The organism is Desulfurococcaceae archaeon MEX13E-LK6-19 (genome assembly GCA_029637525.1).
Classification (GTDB): Archaea; Thermoproteota; Thermoprotei_A; order Sulfolobales; family Desulfurococcaceae; genus MEX13ELK6-19.
Genome location: CP072660.1, coordinates 544,602 through 563,369, shown reverse-complemented (window position 1 = coordinate 563,369; position 18,768 = coordinate 544,602). Strand labels below are relative to the sequence as shown.

The following is an 18,768-nucleotide window of genomic DNA, read 5'->3' as shown; positions in this document are numbered from 1 at the left end:
TCACTTTAATTCAAGATTTTCTTTAAACAATTCTCTTAAGACAATAGATGCAAAAAACCCTTTTTCTAGACGGAAAACCAAATAGAAATCAGTACCGTGTCTTTCAAATCTGACATCACGTGGTCTAAACAAGATGCTCCGCCGCCAACCCCTTATTCTTCTTGCAGAAAATACATTATAGTCAATTCCTTCATCAAGTAATACTTCGGTAACAATATCAAAGGGGTCAAGACAATCCATTCCAGGGACACATACTTCATTCACTTTATTCGCAACGTTTCTCTTTAGAAGAAATATTTTTGATAACATTCTGTTAAAGAGATATGATTGATATGATTCAATAAACAAGTTGAATAATCTTGAGTCAAGACTCATCCAGGAATGATAAACACTTGACATAGATCTTTTGAATACTTGGAACTCATACCTCATTGAGTAGGGAAAAACCTTGTATTTACGTGATTTTAGTGATTCTATTGATTCACTAAGATAGGCTCCCTCCACAAATTCATGGAGTGCATCAACATATTCTCCTAATAGAAGCATTTTACCTACATAATGCGTGTTTGGTCTCGTGACACCAAATCTTTGATAACCATAATATGAGGGAAGACCGTGAATACATATTTTATCAATAATACTCCTAGCTTTATGGTGATTTTTATTGTAATCACTTATGAGAACTCTAAACATGTTTCCTAAAAGATGTTCTTTCCTAGGTTTCCTTCTAACAAATCCATGCACAATTGCAACAAGATTATCTTGTTCAATTAATACACTGCCTATCTTTAAGTCTCTTCTAACCAAGTATTTTTTCAGGAAGAAATATTGTACTGAATACGATCGCTTGTCTTTAAGTCCGAGGTATATAATATTGCTCCTAGGCACACCCAGTGTTTTCGAAACAACATCAGCCACAGTAAAGGTATCGATGTTCTTTTTCTCAATCTTAAGAACAATATAGTCTCCATTATCAATATTGAATCCTAGACTCCTCCAATCAATAATTTCGATCACATGAAATGTTTCGGGAGAAAAACTGTATTTCGCATCAATTTTTTCCCGGGTTAAGCAAAACGATATTCCTGCCACGATATCGAGATCATTACAGTAACAAGGCTTCATAGTAGTTTAAGCCTCCCTGTAACCTTATCGATAATATTCGATGGCGCCGGCCCTATTCCTACGGCCGTGAGAGTTCCAGGCGGGAGCTCCGTAAGCCCGGCATCACGGATAATAGCAACAGGTAGATCAAGCCTACGTGCCTCTTCAGCTATATCTAGTAGTTCTTTCTCAGAACTTACTTTCACCACGACTTTCTTCTGCCCTTCCGCAAACCATTCATCAAACCATTTCCTCCATTTTCTATATGCTTCGAAAGCAGCTGAAACAGCTGCGTGAGCTACTTGTACCGCTAGTTTTCCTTTACTCATACTTATGTCAGTTCGAACAACAATAACCTGCTTATAGTTAAATACATCAACCATTCTACTACCTCCCATTAAGCTCAACTTATATACATGCTTATTCTATCCGATAGTTTTATAGGCTTGTATAGAGTTTTAACCAATGCAGTAGTCCTAACGGTGTTTGAGCCATGGCCAGCAAGTACGAGGAGTCCGGAGGAGCACAGATCCTGGAAGCCGCATCACCACCAATATGCTCTAGTTGCCATAGGCCGCTCCAGCCGCATGAGCATGGTGTATCGTTTTCTTGCCCTAACTGCGGAACTGTACTAATATGGCGTTGTAAGAAATGTAGAAAATTCTCTGTACAATATAAATGTCCTAATTGTGGTTTCGTTGGTCCATAACCTCTAGTTAGGTGGTATATATGGCTAGAGTACTTGTTGTAATGAAGATTCTTCCTGAAGACATAAACATCGATCTAGAGCAGCTCAAAGAGAAGATAAAAGAGAAACTACCAGAAGGCTATGAACTAGCTAGACATGAGATCGAGCCTATAGCATTTGGTCTAAAAGCACTTAGAGTATACATCATAATGCCCGAGATAACCGAGGGAGGCACTGAGCCTCTAGAAAAACTCGTATCAAGTGTTGATGGAGTTAGCCAGGTAGAGGTTGAAATAGTCCATAGGCTATCAGAGTAAACTAGTTGTTTTTTGTAATGGAAAAATAGTCTTTTCAAAAAACTATTCTAAACTACATAAGTGTCTAAGGTATTTTAGGGGGGTAAACACCACTTAATTAGAGGAAGTATGATAATAGGTGTAAAACGTGACACCATCAATAACTGCTAGCAGTTCTTCGAAGAAACTCGTATTGAGGGTACTAGAAGCATATCATAGAGATACAGGCAAAGGCATAGCTCGACTAGACCCAGATGCAATGAAGAAACTAGAGATAGAAAACGGCGACATAATAGAAGTTGAAGGAAAAAGAAAAACCGTTGTGAAAGCTATCCAGGGAATGCCTGAAGACAGAGGACTCGGTATAATCAGGCTTGACAACGTAACTAGACAGAATGCTGGCGTGAAAATAGGCGATAAAGTAACTGTATCAAAAATCTACGCTAGACCCGCGCAAGTAGTAAAAATAGCTCCAACGAAATTCTATGCAACAGTCGACCAAGGATTCGCCAAGTACGTTAAATCAAAACTACTCGAGAGACCCGTCATTGAGGGCGATATGATTCTTATCCACATGTTGGGTCAATCGCTCCCCTTCACAGTAGTCTACACAAAACCTAAAGGACCAGTGATAATAAAGTCAACAACAAACCTTATTCTACTCGAGAAGCCTGATGAACAATACAAAGTACCACGTGTAACATACGAAGACATAGGCGGTATGAAGCACATTATACAGAGAGTAAGAGAACTAGTAGAACTACCTCTAAGACACCCTGAGCTCTTCAAGAGGCTAGGAATAGAGCCCCCCAAGGGAATACTACTCTATGGTCCACCTGGTGTTGGCAAAACCCTGCTTGCAAAGGCTGTAGCAAACGAGGCTGAAGCATACTTTATAGCAATCAATGGCCCAGAGATCATGAGTAAATTCTATGGAGAAAGCGAGCAAAGACTAAGAGAGATCTTTGAGCAAGCAAAAAAGAATGCACCCGCAATAATATTCATCGACGAAATAGACGCGATAGCCCCGAAGAGAGATGAGGTTGTAGGCGAAGTAGAAAGGAGAGTTGTAGCACAGCTTCTAGCGCTCATGGACGGTCTTGAGAGTAGAGGAGACGTTATAGTAATAGCTGCAACTAATAGACCAAATGCCCTCGATCCAGCATTAAGGAGACCCGGTAGATTCGATAGAGAAATAGAGATACCGTTACCCGATAAACAAGGCAGACTAGAGATCCTACAAATACATACAAGAGGAATGCCCCTAGCACCTGATGTTGATTTAGAGAAATTAGCTGAAATAACCCACGGCTACACCGGCGCAGACCTAGCCGCTTTGGCTAAAGAAGCTGCACTCCACGCACTCAGGAGGTACCTCCCAGAAATCGATCTAGAAAGCGAGACAATACCAGCTGAAGTACTTGAGAAAATGGAAGTTAGAATGGAGGACTTCTTAGCAGCATACAAAGAAGTCGTACCAAGCGGTTTGAGAGAGATTTATGTTGAGGTTCCTGAGGTTAGGTGGAGTGATGTTGGTGGTCTTGAGGATGTTAAGCAGCAGTTACGTGAAGCAGTAGAATGGCCCATGAAGTACCCTGAAGCATTCAAGAGACTGGGAATCAAGCCTCCTAAGGGTATCTTGTTGTTCGGGCCACCAGGTACAGGCAAGACCTTGCTAGCAAAAGCTGTGGCAACCGAAAGCGGAGCAAACTTCATCGCAGTCAGAGGACCAGAAATCCTCAGCAAATGGGTAGGAGAAAGCGAAAAAGCAATAAGAGAGATCTTTAGGAAAGCACGCCAATACGCCCCCGTAGTCATTTTCTTCGATGAAATAGACGCTATAGCACCCGCCCGTGGCTATGCTAGCGACACCAGGGTGACCGAGAGGATCGTTAGCCAACTATTAACGGAAATGGACGGTATCTATAGACTAGAGAACGTTGTTGTTATTGCTGCAACCAATAGACCAGACATTCTAGACCCAGCACTACTAAGACCAGGAAGATTCGACAAACTCATCTACGTACCACCACCAGACTATAGAGCACGGCTCGAAATCCTTAGAATACATACAAGAAACATGCCATTAGCACCCGATGTCGATCTAGAGGAGATTGCCAGCAGAACAGAAGGATACAGTGGAGCAGACCTAGAAGCACTTGTTAGAGAAGCAGCATTACAAGCACTAAGAGAAGACGTAAACACAACAATGGTTCATATGAGGCACTTTGAGACAGCAATGATGTACATAAGACCATCAATAACACCACAAATGGAGAGAATGTATAGAGAATGGGCTGAAACCGCAAGACAGAAATTACCGAAAGCACATATTAAACCACAGTTATACACGTAAGTCTTGCTATATGGTTTTTACACGTAATCTCTAGTACACAATGTCTCCTCTCCTTTAATGCATTAACGTGATAAAAATGGGGGAACGGGCATTGAGTAAACTAGGTACACAATGGAGACCACGACCATTACACAAGGTTGTCATAGACGAAATAGCAAAACATGGCGGTAGAATTATTGATAGAGAATTGTATCGTATACTTAAAGAGGAATACGGCTATGATATATCGTTAAGTGAGCTCTATAAAATTATAATGACTCTTGAGCTAAGAGGATTTATTATCGTAAATAAAGTTGGGAGAGACTTAAACATAACGTTTTCTGAAGACTTTATAAAAGGCAAGATCTAAACCGCTAACAATAAACTCTTCTCCACCCCATACAATTCATAGGTGACCCTGGTTGGGTGTTAACTTAAAAGACCTTATTCCCGACGAAGTAAAAGTAGTTGTTGAAGATCTGAGAATGCTTAGAGGAAATGCCATAGCTATTGATGGATATAATGCACTATACCAGTTTTTAGCTGCAATAAGACAGCCAGATGGTACTCCTTTAATGGATAGCCGTGGTAGGATAACCAGCCATTTAAGTGGCTTGTTCTATAGGACAATAAACCTCATGGAAAACGGTATTAAACCCGTATACGTGTTCGATGGAAAACCACCAGAGATCAAACAAATGGAGATCGAGAGAAGAAAACGAGTAAAAGAAGAAGCCGTTAAAAAGTATGAAGAGGCCCTCAAGAAGGGAGACCTCGAGGCTGCTAAGAGATATGCTCAGATGTCATCTAAACTAACAGAAGACATGGTTAACGATGCAAAAAGACTGCTTGACTACATGGGTATTCCATGGGTTCAAGCACCAGCTGAAGGAGAAGCACAAGCAGCCTACATGACTAGTAAAGGCGATACATGGGCTGTTGGAAGCCAGGACTACGACTCCTTATTATTCGGAAGCCCCCGGCTTGTAAGAAACCTAACCATAACTGGGAGAAGGAAGTTACCACGTAAAGACGTTTATATAGAGATAAAACCAGAGATAATTGAGCTCGATAAATTATTGAAGAAACTTGGAATAACACGAGAACAGCTAGTAGACATCGCTATTCTCATAGGTACAGACTACAATCCCGAAGGAGTAAAAGGTATAGGTCCAAAGAAAGCATACACTCTCATCAAGAGCTATGGCAGTCTCGAAAAAGCACTCAAAGTTATACCCGGAGCATACTTCCCCGTAGACCCACTAAAGATCCGGGAATACTTCCTTAACCCACCCAAAACAGATGACTATAAACTAGAATGGCGCGAACCAGATGAGAAGAATATTATAGAGTTTCTTGTACATGAACACGATTTCTCCATAGATAGAGTAAAGAATGCTATAGAGAGGCTGAAGAAGGCTTACAGAGAGCACATTAAGAGTAAACAAATGGGGCTAGAAGCGTGGTTCGGCTAGAAATACCGTTCATTCCATCCATACTTTCCTACCAAGGGGACGAATAGACAATAAATATCTTCTTTTACGCTTATTTCCCCGGAAGGTTTTTTATCAACAATATAGAGCCTCTGGATACTCGTATCACCAACAGGTATAACCATTCTACCGCCAGGCTTAAGCTGTTGAAGCAAGGGCTCAGGTATATCCGGGGCCGCTGCCGTCACTATAATTCTATCATAAGGCGCCTCCTTGGGGTAACCTAGGGTTCCATCCCCAACGATTATAGTTACATACTTAATGTAGCTTGTCCGAGCAAGATTTCTTCTAGCAAACTCAGCCAATTCCTTTATCCTCTCCACAGAATATACATGACCCCTTCTACTAGGATCGCTTTTAGCGACAATTTCCGCTAAAACAGCTGCTTGATAACCAGAACCTGTACCTATTTCAAGTACTTTATCACCTGGCTGTGGATCAAGAAGTTCAGTCATTAAAGCTACCATATGTGGTGCACTAATAGTTTGGCCATGCCCTATAGGTAAAGGTTGATCTACATAAGCCCATTGTCTCATACTAGGAGGTACAAATTCCTCACGCGGAACAGCAAGCATCGCCTTCTTTACTTTTTCACTCCTAATAACACCTTCTTCAACAAGTTTTTCAACAAGCTTTTTCCGCTCCTTTTCAAAAGATAACATTTTACAGCTCCTCCAAATACTACATAAATGGTAAACCAAGTAATTACTATAGCGATTCATTGGTGGAAAACAATGTTATCCAAGGAATTCTTGGAAAAAACTAGCCATGAGATCGAAGTAGTCAATGCAGAAGGGCATGAGAACATCACAGCTCGCCACAAGACAACATTTGAGATTACAAGAGATCCCTATTTAACTCCTCGTGGTGATTGCATAATAGGTGTTAAAGCAGACAAGGCGCTCTCTGATTTCAATCCTGATTTCAAAAAACTTGTAAGAAATAGATTCTCGGTAGTAATAATCTTTCTTAAAGTTAATGAGAACCTGGAGATCATTGTAGGACATGGGAATGAGAGTCTTATGTACGCTGATGACAGGAGGATTATCGTTAGAAAGAGCATGTATATAGATCCGGCTACTGCTGTGGTTAAAGCAAGTAAGGCAGCCATTGATCTTGATAGACGTTTAATAAATGATCTACGTAAAGGAGCTAAATTGACCGCCTTATTTCTTGTCATTTCTTTTAACAGCATCGATTCGATAAATGAATTTATGAGGAGCATAATCAATAACAGGAGTGATAGACTCTACGCTCCATCCTCTTGATTCAAGAAGCGTCATGACGCCTTCCATGTCTTCTTCCTTCCCAAGAACATATATGTGAAGAACTGTTCCCTCACGAGACAGATAATTATAGACGTCAATAAACTTCAGGCTTTCATGTGGTAAATTAGCTATTATCCTATCGGCAGAACCCGGTTTAATGTAGTTGATTAGTTTCCTTGCATCAGCAAGAGATACAATAATCTCTCCTTTAAGCATTTTCCTATTAAGCATAATGTTCTTGAGCATACAATACACAGCTACGGGATTAATGTCATTGGCGTAAATCTTCACTTTATGGAGACTAGCTATATGTATAGAGAAACCACCTATCCCCGCAAACAAATCAAAAACAACTTCTCCATCCGATACAGATTCGGCGAGTCTTCTATGCTCTGTCGAGAGCCTAGGGTTGTAATAGACGTCTTTTATTTTCACAAAGAATTTTAGCCCATATTCTTTTGCAAAAACTTCTTCGACATCAGTACCCCATAGAAGCTTGAGTCTACTAACTCTAAAAACCGATTCAGTATATTCCTTAACATATATCGCCTTCACTTTAGGATGAAGAGAAGTTAACAATTTAACTAACTCATTAATATCACCATATTCATTGACAGCCTTCTCACGAATTATTATAATATCGTCTACAAGGTCATAAGAAGGTATTCTTGAGAACTGAAGATACTCTTTTTGAGGAGGATTACACTCAACAACACTTGCCTCAACACCATTTCTACTTAATATCGAGACAGTTTCCTCTTCATCACTAATAGGAATAAAGACGTAATCTCCTTCACGGTATATACTATAGTTCTTGTTAATGAGGTTATGAGACTTCAGTATTCTTCTAGCCTTCTCAGCCAGCTTCTTCTCTATTTTAACACACATCACGCCCACTATATCACCTTGAACAAAGATGAACACTCTTTTTCTTAACGCTAACTATTTTTCCCTATCAAGGGTATTAATTGTATAAGGTGGAAAGGAAATTGTTCTTCAAGAATATTGCAGTAGTGTACAAGCCTGTTGGACACTGTGTATCACTAGCACAGAAGTACTATAAAACACTCAAGAAATTCTTTAAATCAACTGTGGAATCAATATGGGTTGACGATGTGAAGCCAGGATCACTAGACAAGTATGATTTAATAATATCAATTGGCGGCGACGGCACGTTATTAAGAATATCATGGTGTTTAGGTGATAGACCTGCATTTGTTCTACCAGTACCATGTGGTAGAAGAACAATATTCTACGAAGATCTCGATAAAATTCCTCCCGAAGAAATAGTGAAGAAACTTATCACAGGAAACTTCTTTGTAGATAAAGTTGAGAAAATAAATGTTACATTTAGTAACAAAAATTACTATGCGTTAAATGAGGTGACCATTCTAACCAACGATTTCGGTAGAGTATTGACAACAGAAGTAAAGATATTGACCCCATACAACGAGACATCATTTTATATCGAGGGCGATGGTATAATATTGTCTACCTCAACAGGATCATCCGCGTATGCCCTGTCCGCAGGCGGCTCTATTATTGAGCCACGTATCTATGGTATACTTGTGACTCCTGTAAACCCAGTCAATTTAAACATCAAACCCATATTCCTTCACATGTTTGCAAAAATATTCATAAAACCACATGGATACACAAAAATATACATTGACGGAATAAATATTGACACCTTACCCCCAAACACCATAATTAAAGTACAGCAACCGAACATTTACATAAGGCTAATCAGAGTAGGAATACGACGCGATATGGTGAAGAGAGTACTTGAATCAAGAATTACATTATTCAAATAAGGTAATCCTAGTTCTTGATACATCAGCGTTCTTAGCCAAATATCCCCTCCAAGTATACGGGTCCCATATAATTCTATATACAACACCTTCTGTCCTAGATGAGGCACGAGATAAAGAAACAAGAGAATCTGTTGAGCTAGCCATGATATTAAATAGGATAATCGTGAAGAAACCGTCTGATAGATACATAAGATACGTCCAAGAAGTCGCTACAAAAATAGGTGAACACCATAGTTTGTCAAGTACAGATATTGATGTTATAGCATTGGCGTACGAGCTTTTAACAAACAACAATAGAGTCATTGTAATAACTGATGACTACTCTATACAGAATACATTGCTCCACATGGGTATACCATTTAAACCTCTACGAACCAGAGGAATACATGCTCTTAGAAAGTACATTGTCTTTTGTCCTGCATGCTACTATACGTCTTCAAATCTTAAAGAAGACAAATGTCCTATTTGTGGTTCGCCTTTAAAGAAGAAAAGCGTTAAGAAGTCTTCTGAAAAACCGTGATAAAATATCCGTTCATATCATGTGTAAACGGATCAAATCTATACCCTACAATATCATCAATATACACCTTACTACAATAAGGAAGTTCCAATTCAATATTCTCAAAACCCATGTTCCTTATATACATGGCGATACCTTCATTTTCACTGAAAGTTATAGTGCATGTGGAATACACTAATAATCCTCCTTTTCTAAGTACGTGCTTAGCCATATTGATGAATTGTTTTTGATAACTAATACTATTCATGATATCTCTTTGCGTTTTATTGATAGTTATTTTTGGCCTAAAACCGAGACCTGTACAAGGAGGGTCAATAAGTATTTTGTCAGGCTTTAAATAAGGCATATCTTCATGCAGGTACCTTGAATCCCCTAATACTACATGTATGTTGCGAGGCAATCTAAGTCTATGTATTGTGTCAACAAGTTTGTTTATTTTAGGCCTGCTCCTATCAACAGCAATTATCCTGGCTAGTCCTTTACTTAATTGTATGAGATGACTTGTTTTTCCACCAGGTGCCGCACAACAATCAAGAACAGTCTCGCCAGGCTTTGGATTAACTATCTTAGAGACAAGCATTGCGGGGAGACTTTGTGGATAAAACATCCCCCTCTTATATTCATCCATATCTGCTATTGGAGGTAATTTATACTCGCTAACAAGAGTTTCGACCACGACTCCTTTCTTCATATACCTTAACTTCTCCGATGATACTTTAGCAATACCATACGCAACAACATCGCCACCAGGCGATATGATGTTCACTTCATCCCCTTCAGTAAAATCATCAAAATCAATAACACCAGGGGCATACACGTTTGCACCAAGCATTATGCTTTCAGCTGCACGCCAGTCAACTACTACTTTTTTCTCGACAAGAGGTATTTTGTACGGGCCCTTAACGACTATGTAGATGGCTTCATCAACATATGGATCCTGTTCAAAAATGTAATCGGGATATTTTTCCCGGAGAATATCCAGTAATTCACCCCGAGTAGTAACAAACGTATTTACACGAAGATAATGTCGTTTGCAAGGCTTTTTCATTAAGTATAGTAGTTTCTCAGTCAAACTACCATAAACTCTTGTTAACTCTGAGTATATTGCAGGATCCATAGATATACTCAATATGCAACCCTTGAGAAAAGTACCCTACTTGAACTAAATAAGTATAAAGCAGTTCAGCACTAGCGAACTCGTTCATCAATCACTATAGGGTCCGGCTTCATCATAGAAGTAGAAGCGGGCCCGCGGGGATTTGAACCCCGGACAACCGGCTCGCCCTGCAGCCCGTGGCTTGCTTAGGAGGCCGGCGCCCTATCCTGGCTAGGCGACGGGCCCGCTCTATCTATTCCTTGGTCTGAACAACCTATTATAAGCTTTATTTCTTTAAAGAAGACGGACTATGTTTTTCTTCATCGATTATTTAACGCCTCTTATAACCCTTATTTTTATCCCAGGATAACTTATTGTCTCTGCTTTGACGCCAATTTCCCTGAGTATTCCATATATTTTGCTAACTGTTCTGGGATCCCTTCCTCCGAAAATACTTATCCTCCCATTCTCATTAAGTAGACTAACTAATTTGTTAAAGAAATCAAAACTATATAGTCTAGGGTTTTTCTTGGGATTCGGTCCACCATCATGTATTATATGGTCAAATTTGATTCCTGTTTTTAACATTATATCGACAATTGAGACAGCATCACCTAGTATTAGATGAACATTATGTTTCCAGAGAATTTTCGTGAATAATTCAAATGGGTTCCTATAAAGAGCTATTGATAAAATTATTGGAGACGCATCGATACTATAATATACAACATTATTGACCGTAGATAAAATACAATACATTGTCCGTCCAAGACCTGTACCTATTTCGAGTACTCGTGCACCAGGGGATACCCTCTCTGCCCAAGAAATCAAACATCCCACTTGGATTACACGGAACAAATCAATGTTTTCTTTTTCGTATCCTAGGCCGCCAGTAATTTCATCAATAATTCTCCATAATTCATTCTCTTTAAGGAACCTCGTATAATCTATGAAAACCTTGAAAGCAACTGCCCTTGTAAACCTATCAATAGAGTTGAAGTTTTTCCTAAAAATATTGGCTAATACGCATAAAGGTGTTTGAACCGAACTGTACAACCTAACCTCTTGTTCTAACAATAAGTCTTCTCCCTAGAACAACCCAATACTCTACTTCAACGCCAGGCTTTAGTTTCTCAGCAAGGTCTGGGTCTTCTGGTTTTTCTACTTCAAATGTCTCAAAAGTCTCCATATCCATTAGCTGAACAGAGTTACCCATGTCAGCTATTACTTGTCCTACTCTCTTCTCTATAATTGGCACTTCTACTCTCTGATCAACAGGGGCTACAAGAGTCTTCTTGTTTCCAGTAAAGATGCTTATTGCAACTACATGTGCTTTTGCACTACCGTGCTTGCCTGTTTTAGCTTTACTCATTTCAACAATTTTACATGGCTCTCCATCAATTATAATGAAATGACCAGGCTTTAGTTCACCAAGTGTAGCATACGTCTTACTCATCACATCGCCACCTCTATATCCAAGAATAAGTACCTCCTATAAAACACTTTTCGTTTACTCACCATAAAAATTCTTAGCCATATCTTTTAACATATTTTACAGTAGCTCTTAAAACACATTTGATCGAATCAAGGATTTCATGTAGAGAGACTGATACAGGCAATCCTATCCTCATAGCTAGATCGGTATGCGGAGGGATATGTATGAATCCCCCTATGAATTTTTTCGTGCGGGCAAAATAGGCAATTAAGTAACCAAGCATATTACAGAGATATGTTCCAATACCAACACCAGGCCTTACACCTATTCCTTTGTGCTCACATTCTTCACAAATCTCTTTAAATGGAAGATTTGTAGATAAAACCATAGGAGCATTCTCCACTATACTTTCAAACTTATAAGTCATCCCATCAATGTCAGGTCGAGTGAAGTATAATAAATTCACGAAGGAGAGCTCGATCACTGGTTTATCTATTATCGGAGATAACCCTAATCCTAGAACAATACTAGCGTTCTCGCTCATTAATATCCTAGGCACTTCCTTCTTAACCTTCTCAACGGAAACAGGCAATACTATGCCTTTTATAGAGAATTCCTCAATAGATTGTCCATCGAGGAGTTTTGCTATTTCTTCAGAAGGATTTAGGTAGTATTTATCAAAGAAGCTGTAGCCCATCAATATTATCTTCTTTTCCGGCATGACCATTACCTTCGCTTACATATATATTAGCAAGGATTTCGGTTAACATATCGTTGTATCGTTTATCAATATCTGCTATTGCACTAAAAATGTTCCTCCATATTTCAAACTCTTGTTTATTAATAACATTGTACTCACTCCAAAATACACGAAGAACCCCATTGAGAGCTGGTACAAGTAGTTCTACATAATATATCTTGTCATCAATTTTCTTTGAGCTAATAAAATCTTTAACAATACCTACAGCATGACCAAGACCTATATTATTTATATTCTCCTTAATTTCATCAATAAGATCCTTTAATTTCATAATAAATTGTGAACGATAACAAATAGAGTAATTGACCTCATGTTTCATCACGTTATTTATGAAATAATTTAACAACATTGCATTATTGCGATACACATTACTTACAGAGAGAAGTATTAACGATATTTCCTTCGGAAATGCTTTAGCAACAGTTCTATAAAACAAGGCTGTGAGCTCTTCAACACACTTAATACAAGATAAGCCTACTACAGCTGAGCCTATTTCCTTAGAGACTTTACTCATTAATTACGCCTCTTAAAAAATACGAATACAAACAAGGACTATATAGGTAAAGACCCTATTAAATCTAGTTTTAGTCTTAGAGAAAGCAGTAGAGCTACACCGTAAAAATAATTACAAAATGGTGGGCCCGGGGGGATTTGAACCCCCGACCTACGGGTCTCTCCCGGCACACTCTCCAGACCTAAGTCATCCCATAAGGTCTTCAGACCCGTAGTATGGTCTGGAGCCTCGGCCAACCCCCTGAGGGGTGTCCGCCGCTCTGCCTGGCTGAGCTACGGGCCCACCAGATGTCATTGCCTACTTGGCTCTATCTATTTTCTAAAGCGTTGGGGTGTTATAAGGTTTCTTTAGTTTAGGCTTACACAGAAAAACCATACGACTTTACATGATTACAATAATTTATCTAACCCTAATTAATGATATTATTTCAGCTATTTTTTCATGATGATGTTCTTCATTTTCACGAATGGCATCAAGTATTGATGCTATCATTTCTAATGTGGTTTTATAACGTGGATATTTATTACTCATTTCTTTAATGTAAGAAATAATCTCAGAGAGCATCTTTATCATATTTTTCTCTATGTTTAAGTGATTAACTATTGCTTGATAGAGTAGCTCTATTTCTTGGCTTCCTCTTTCTATCTCTTTGTAAAGTAACTTGTCACGCTCTCTCACGAAGAGATTGAGTGCTTCGAGTAATCCTCTAAAGATCTCTCTATGAATAAGCGTCTCCAACGTAATAGTTATTAATGATTCTAACACAAATTTGTTGCTTGTCCTCATTAATGTATCTTTGTAGTCACTATATGCTTTCTTTTCTAAATGAAGAGCTTTTTCAACAAATTCTCTAATATTGAGAATATCTTTTTCAAATTCAATTTCCATAAATAGCTACACCCTCATATAGTATAACTTCGCTATGTACTACTTGTTGAAAAATAATCCTTATAAAGCTCTATCTCTTCTATTATCGTTACTGGACTAGCAGAGCTGCAAACACAAAGTGGGCCCGTCGTCTAGCCTGGTTAGGACGCCGCCCTGACGCGGCGGAGGTCCGGGGTTCAAATCCCCGCGGGCCCATTATGGCCCTTCTTGAAAATCCTAAAGTTCCTCAACACTTATAGGTACACGTATTTTGTATTTTACTGTACCTCTGATGAATTCTAGAACAATATATCCTTTGTCAATAGAGTCTTCGATTATTTCCTTAAGCTCTCTTACTTTCTCAACCTTTTTACCATTAACTTTTACTATTATGTCACCCTCCTTCATACCAACATTGTATGCAGGGCTTCCCGGTACTACTCTAACCACCAATAAGCCTTTATCAATAGGGAGACCATATACAGAGGCTAACTCTGGTGTTACTTTTGTTACATAAACTCCTATCCAAGCTCTTATAGGTCTGCCATATTTCTTGATAAAATACAAGAATCTTTTCACGGTATTTATAGGTATAGCGAAGCCTATCCCTTGCGCGAAAGGAACTATTGCTGTTGTTATACCTATTGCTTCACCAGAGGCATTTATGAGGGGGCCTCCGCTATTACCAGGATTTATTGCTGCATCAGTTTGTATTAGGTCCTCTAAAACAATATCTTCGCCAGTGATGCTTTTACCAACAATAGTTCTACCAACAGCACTAACAACACCCATAGTAACTGTGGGACCAGGTAGTCCAAGAGGACTACCTATAGCAAATACTATTTCACCGATCTTAATTTTATCGGAATCACCCAATTTTAGAGGCTTAGGGGTATCGCTTTCGGTTTCAAGTAAAGCTAAATCTCTATAGGGATCTACTGCAATTATTCTAGCTCCGCATTTATTACCATTAGAGAATAGTACCGCAACTCTGTCAGCACCATATACTACATGACTATTAGTTACAACAAGTCTTTTATCAATAATAAAACCTGAACCAATACCCCTAATCTCACGGCCAACAAATAGACTTGTTATCGATGGAATAATCGTGGATACCATTACTACACTCTCTGACGCCTTCTTCACGATGTCAGAAAACATTTTACTTAAGTCAACAAGTTTCACCATCAACACCCAGGGATGCTATTGCTAATTAAAAATACTCTTAAAGAACCTAAAATATTATAGACTTCGTTAACATAAGTACGATCAAAGTCTAATACACCATAGCTAAATTAACCTAATAGTACCTAAAATAGAAACAAATAAAAAGACAACATGTATTGATTAATCACTGGTGCCGGGGTAGCTCAGCCAGGTAGAGCGCCGGGCTGTTAACCGCAGTCGGAGGTAGCCTGGTTCCCACCACCGGGAGGCAGAAACCCGGTGGCCCGGGGTTCGAATCCCCGCCCCGGCGCTACTTCTTATCTCTTTAACACACCTTCATGTTTCACGAAATCCATAGATCTGTCATACTATCAAGCATAACATATCTTAGTACATAATAGATGAGATGACATAACAGGGTCAATATATAGATCTTATGGCATAGTTTTTAGAGTAAAAGCATACAACTTCTACTACTCTTAAATAGGTCTTAGGAATTAATGAAATACTAGGCCTCGATGAAGAGGGAACCCGGGTGGAATGGCTTAGCTATAGCATATGCTGACAAGGCCCGCATCGTGAGAGGCCTTCTTATTCTCCGCGTTAATATTTCTTCCATAATTCCCTCATACGTCTCCGTTTTTCCATAAACATTTCTCTCTCCAAGAACCTGTATACAGTAGCGTGTCTTCTTCCTTGGATAAGCATCTCAATGGACTCTTTTGCTATATTAGCTGACTCGAAATCACCTATAATCGCGACATAAGTTTTGTAAACAGAGATATAAGTGCCAGTCACCTCTTCAATAGTTCTCCTCGCTCTCCCATCCTCTCCTATGATCCTACCTTTGATTCTTTGTATATGGTTCGGATGATCTCCTATATACTGCTTCAAGTCAATTACTATAAGCACCTGGTCTTCATCAAGAAGCCTAAACGCTCGTTCAGGACTAAACCCATAAGCTATAGCTCGTACTATATCACGTGCTTTCATTAACTGAAGCGCTGTCGTTGAAGGGGATGCTGGCTCTATTATGACAGTGCCTGACTTCGAGTCGACAGTTATAATGGTGTTTGTTCTCCGCATGATCTCTTCCTTAACTTTACCGCCTTGCCCGATCAGTACGCCTATTCTATCTAAGGGCACCTTCTCGTAAAGCCTTGTCACACCCATTATAAGTCTTCCTTTCTCTTCTCTGCTAGACATTCTCTCATCCTCGATGCAATTATCTCGGGACCCGGTATATCCAGACCCGCTTCCTCATAAAAGAACCTGTAAATATTCCTTATATCCCTATCCAAGAACTCTGGAGCATTCGGGTGCTCTAGTGAAACTGCTTGGCTCACATCAATTATGACTATACTCAAATCATCTCTAACCATTATATTGAACTCCGAGAGATCTGCATGTACTAATCCTGCTTTACACACGATCTTCTCCATATTATCAATAACCTGGTCAAAAATATGCTTAAGCTCTTCTTTAGAAAGTTCTTGCCATACCTCCTTCAGAAGAGGATATCTTACTCCATTCTTTCCCATAAACTCCATGACAAGAACATTATTCAGCACAGCAATAGGCTTGGGCACACTGACGCCTGCATCATACATTTTCTTAAGATTACGATATTCCTTACGGGTCCAAAGATAGATTAGTTTTCTTGTATCACCAGGTATAGATGAAAACCTAGGATCACCGATAATGTACTTCATTATACCTCTTCTGAACTCCGCGGTGGCTGTAAGATATATTTTGACGGCTAATTCTTCGTTTCGAGGAGAATAAGCTAGGTATACGCGTGCCTCCTTACCTGTACTTATAACGCCATTCATTCGTTTTATAACACGACGTCGCATAAGCTCATAAATAGTCATAACAGTACGTGTATCAAAAACTTCTTCAACAGTCTCATAAAGATCTTTATCCTTAATTCTCTTCTCACGGGGTTCACGGAATTTTTTATCTAAAAAATCATCATAACTCATATCAGTTCACTCAACGCATCAAGGAATTCTTTTGGCAACACACCTTTCTCAATGAGTTTCGCTACCTCGCCTCTATCATACCTATAAACAATATCTCCTTTCTTAGGATTGAAATCCCACGGTGCAACAAGAACGATATCTCCTTCACGCATCCATACTCTCCTCCTCATCCTACCCGGAATTCTAACCATTCTCTCTTCTCCATCAAGACACTTTACGATTAGGTGATCACCACCAACGAGTCTTATGACTCCACATAATACTTCTCCTTCACCTGGCAACGGGGGTTCTTTACGGGATTCCTCCATACCTCGTTTCTTCTTTTTCTTAGCCAAATCCATCAACCACCCTTTAGATCAGTACTTCTAACAATATAAAGCCTGTTCCCTATTCTAAATCCACGCATTTTATCACCCTGTTTAAGGTTATAAAGACTTGCTGATCTAGGGTATTCTATGAATTCTCCCGTAACGTTATCGACAAGATATATTGAAGAACTATCGTAGCCTACAACCGTGTACTCATTCTCCATGACCAGATCCTTAGGCTTACTAACTATACCACGCCAATAATCTTCCATGGAGACCTTTACTTCACTCCCATCTAGTTTTTCTATAATGATGCGTGTCCCACTAAATCTCTTAACTATACCTGGCTCACCATTATATAGGACAATGTCTCCCTCAGATATATCTGGCAACCTGACCGAGATCGTTGTGATGCCTTGCTTTATCCCTCGTGATGGATCGTATTTTCTAAGTTTAAACGTTTCTATAACCTTTGCCCCTTTATCACGACTAATAATAGCGGCAATACGTTTCGCTACAACGGGATCCAATATCTTAATATCAATACCGTTCTTGTTCTCATTAATTTCAATAACTTCATCAGCAATACCATCCTCAGCAACAATGTCATAAACATAATCAATCTCGTTTTCAGTTAAGAAACCACGTTCACTACGCACTTGAACTAATGCATTGAAGGCTTTCCCCGCTTTACGCAAACAACGTGGGCATACTATTTTCTCTATTTTAAACCTAACAATACTCGTTGTTGTAGCATAAGCTCCCCCTTTAAATAGAATAGACAAATCAACAAGTGCTTCATAATACTCACGTGTCGCCCTATGAATCCCCCGCACATCGTTAACTTCCAAATATTCTATACCATCATTTACGAATTTCCTGTATACAGCGTTAAGTGATTGTGCTACTATTTCTTCTAAACTAGAATAGCTTTGCCATTTCCCGGAATGTCTCCACATGCCACATTTGCTACAAATAACTATGTTTAGCACTGGCGTCTTCTTGAACACACCCCTATATTTGATGAAACAATCGGGACAAAGACCGTTAATAAGTGGTTTATCAGGTTCTTCTAGCTTTCCGCATTTAACACAATATCTCATAGCATCGGCACC

General features: G+C 39.2%; 23 protein-coding genes and 4 tRNA genes. 10 read left to right on the top strand and 17 right to left on the bottom strand.

Annotated elements, in window-relative coordinates; translation table 11 throughout:
• Positions 1-1,125: a tRNA pseudouridine(13) synthase TruD gene (truD, locus tag J4526_03245; protein WFO75885.1), complete on the bottom strand. Its 1,125-nt coding sequence runs from the start codon at positions 1,123-1,125 to the stop codon at positions 1-3.
• A complete protein-coding gene (gene pth2 / locus J4526_03240) occupies positions 1,122-1,487 on the bottom strand; it encodes a peptidyl-tRNA hydrolase Pth2 (protein WFO75884.1) in 366 nt (121 codons plus the stop codon). Before pth2 ends, truD begins: the two co-directional genes overlap by 4 nt.
• A 110-nt stretch (positions 1,488-1,597) precedes the next feature.
• On the opposite strand from pth2, the gene J4526_03235 reads away from it, so the two are divergent.
• The 5 genes from J4526_03235 (at position 1,598) to fen (ending at position 5,898) form a co-directional block, all read left to right on the top strand.
• Positions 1,598-1,813: a DUF1610 domain-containing protein gene (locus tag J4526_03235; protein ID WFO75883.1), complete on the top strand. Its 216-nt coding sequence runs from the start codon at positions 1,598-1,600 to the stop codon at positions 1,811-1,813.
• A 20-nt stretch (positions 1,814-1,833) separates the two neighbouring features.
• Positions 1,834-2,109: an elongation factor 1-beta gene (locus J4526_03230; GenBank protein ID WFO75882.1), complete on the top strand. Its 276-nt coding sequence runs from the start codon at positions 1,834-1,836 to the stop codon at positions 2,107-2,109.
• A 127-nt stretch (positions 2,110-2,236) separates the two neighbouring features.
• On the top strand, positions 2,237-4,444 hold the full coding sequence (locus J4526_03225) for a CDC48 family AAA ATPase (protein ID WFO75881.1): 2,208 nt from the start codon (positions 2,237-2,239) through the stop codon (positions 4,442-4,444).
• Positions 4,445-4,535: 91 nt separating this feature from the next.
• Positions 4,536-4,793, top strand: a complete 258-nt coding sequence (locus tag J4526_03220; protein ID WFO75880.1) for an ArsR family transcriptional regulator — start codon at positions 4,536-4,538, stop codon at positions 4,791-4,793.
• Positions 4,794-4,845: 52 nt separating this feature from the next.
• A complete protein-coding gene (fen, locus tag J4526_03215; GenBank protein WFO75879.1) occupies positions 4,846-5,898 on the top strand; it encodes a flap endonuclease-1 in 1,053 nt (350 codons plus the stop codon).
• On the opposite strand, the gene J4526_03210 is transcribed toward fen, so the two are convergent.
• A complete protein-coding gene (locus J4526_03210; GenBank protein WFO75878.1) occupies positions 5,895-6,578 on the bottom strand; it encodes a protein-L-isoaspartate O-methyltransferase in 684 nt (227 codons plus the stop codon). The genes fen and J4526_03210 overlap by 4 nt on opposite strands.
• Before the next feature lie 72 nt (positions 6,579-6,650).
• On the opposite strand from J4526_03210, the gene J4526_03205 reads away from it, so the two are divergent.
• On the top strand, positions 6,651-7,184 hold the full coding sequence (locus J4526_03205) for a DUF371 domain-containing protein (protein WFO75877.1): 534 nt from the start codon (positions 6,651-6,653) through the stop codon (positions 7,182-7,184).
• On the opposite strand, the gene J4526_03200 is transcribed toward J4526_03205, so the two are convergent.
• Positions 7,083-8,081, bottom strand: a complete 999-nt coding sequence (locus J4526_03200) for a 50S ribosomal protein L11 methyltransferase (protein WFO75876.1) — start codon at positions 8,079-8,081, stop codon at positions 7,083-7,085. The genes J4526_03205 and J4526_03200 overlap by 102 nt on opposite strands.
• 71 nt (positions 8,082-8,152) lie before the next feature.
• Between J4526_03200 and J4526_03195 the strand changes: the two genes are divergently transcribed.
• Positions 8,153-8,998, top strand: coding sequence for an NAD(+)/NADH kinase (locus J4526_03195; GenBank protein WFO75875.1), 846 nt, complete (start codon positions 8,153-8,155; stop codon positions 8,996-8,998).
• Entirely contained in the window at positions 8,970-9,518 is a 549-nt protein-coding gene (locus J4526_03190; GenBank protein ID WFO75874.1) for a nucleotide-binding protein, read from the top strand. Before J4526_03195 ends, J4526_03190 begins: the two co-directional genes overlap by 29 nt.
• Here the strand turns inward: J4526_03190 and J4526_03185 are convergent.
• The 8 genes from J4526_03185 to J4526_03150 form a co-directional block, all read right to left on the bottom strand.
• Positions 9,493-10,647 (bottom strand): RsmB/NOP family class I SAM-dependent RNA methyltransferase, encoded by a 1,155-nt coding sequence (locus J4526_03185; GenBank protein ID WFO75873.1) that lies wholly within the window; start codon positions 10,645-10,647, stop codon positions 9,493-9,495. The genes J4526_03190 and J4526_03185 overlap by 26 nt on opposite strands.
• Positions 10,648-10,762: 115 nt before the next feature.
• Positions 10,763-10,860, bottom strand: a tRNA-Arg gene (locus J4526_03180).
• Positions 10,861-10,941: 81 nt separating this feature from the next.
• Positions 10,942-11,670 (bottom strand): hypothetical protein, encoded by a 729-nt coding sequence (locus tag J4526_03175; GenBank protein WFO75872.1) that lies wholly within the window; start codon positions 11,668-11,670, stop codon positions 10,942-10,944.
• A gap of 1 nt (position 11,671) precedes the next feature.
• Positions 11,672-12,070, bottom strand: a complete 399-nt coding sequence (locus J4526_03170; protein WFO75871.1) for a translation initiation factor IF-5A — start codon at positions 12,068-12,070, stop codon at positions 11,672-11,674.
• Between the two features lie 73 nt (positions 12,071-12,143).
• A complete protein-coding gene (locus J4526_03165; GenBank protein ID WFO75870.1) occupies positions 12,144-12,770 on the bottom strand; it encodes a hypothetical protein in 627 nt (208 codons plus the stop codon).
• A complete protein-coding gene (locus tag J4526_03160; protein ID WFO75869.1) occupies positions 12,727-13,323 on the bottom strand; it encodes a hypothetical protein in 597 nt (198 codons plus the stop codon). Before J4526_03160 ends, J4526_03165 begins: the two co-directional genes overlap by 44 nt.
• 119 nt (positions 13,324-13,442) lie before the next feature.
• Positions 13,443-13,605 (bottom strand) — tRNA-Trp (locus J4526_03155).
• Positions 13,606-13,722: 117 nt separating this feature from the next.
• Positions 13,723-14,211, bottom strand: coding sequence for a hypothetical protein (locus J4526_03150; protein WFO75868.1), 489 nt, complete (start codon positions 14,209-14,211; stop codon positions 13,723-13,725).
• Between the two features lie 120 nt (positions 14,212-14,331).
• Here J4526_03150 and J4526_03145 point away from each other — a divergent pair.
• A tRNA-Val gene (locus J4526_03145) sits at positions 14,332-14,406 on the top strand.
• A gap of 21 nt (positions 14,407-14,427) precedes the next feature.
• On the opposite strand, the gene J4526_03140 is transcribed toward J4526_03145, so the two are convergent.
• On the bottom strand, positions 14,428-15,378 hold the full coding sequence (locus J4526_03140) for a trypsin-like peptidase domain-containing protein (protein ID WFO76301.1): 951 nt from the start codon (positions 15,376-15,378) through the stop codon (positions 14,428-14,430).
• A 174-nt stretch (positions 15,379-15,552) separates the two neighbouring features.
• Here J4526_03140 and J4526_03135 point away from each other — a divergent pair.
• Positions 15,553-15,670, top strand: a tRNA-Asn gene (locus tag J4526_03135).
• A gap of 293 nt (positions 15,671-15,963) precedes the next feature.
• Here the strand turns inward: J4526_03135 and J4526_03130 are convergent.
• Genes J4526_03130 through J4526_03115 form a run of 4 tightly spaced genes read right to left on the bottom strand, consistent with a single transcriptional unit; the run spans position 15,964 to position 18,756 of the window.
• Positions 15,964-16,566: an RNA-processing protein gene (locus J4526_03130; protein ID WFO75867.1), complete on the bottom strand. Its 603-nt coding sequence runs from the start codon at positions 16,564-16,566 to the stop codon at positions 15,964-15,966.
• Positions 16,533-17,345 (bottom strand): serine protein kinase RIO, encoded by an 813-nt coding sequence (locus tag J4526_03125; GenBank protein WFO75866.1) that lies wholly within the window; start codon positions 17,343-17,345, stop codon positions 16,533-16,535. Before J4526_03125 ends, J4526_03130 begins: the two co-directional genes overlap by 34 nt.
• Positions 17,342-17,689, bottom strand: a complete 348-nt coding sequence (locus tag J4526_03120; GenBank protein ID WFO75865.1) for a translation initiation factor IF-1A — start codon at positions 17,687-17,689, stop codon at positions 17,342-17,344. The genes J4526_03125 and J4526_03120 overlap by 4 nt, the downstream gene beginning before the upstream one ends.
• A complete protein-coding gene (locus J4526_03115) occupies positions 17,686-18,756 on the bottom strand; it encodes a 60S ribosomal export protein NMD3 (protein ID WFO75864.1) in 1,071 nt (356 codons plus the stop codon). Before J4526_03115 ends, J4526_03120 begins: the two co-directional genes overlap by 4 nt.
• Between the last annotated feature and the right edge of the window lie 12 nt (positions 18,757-18,768).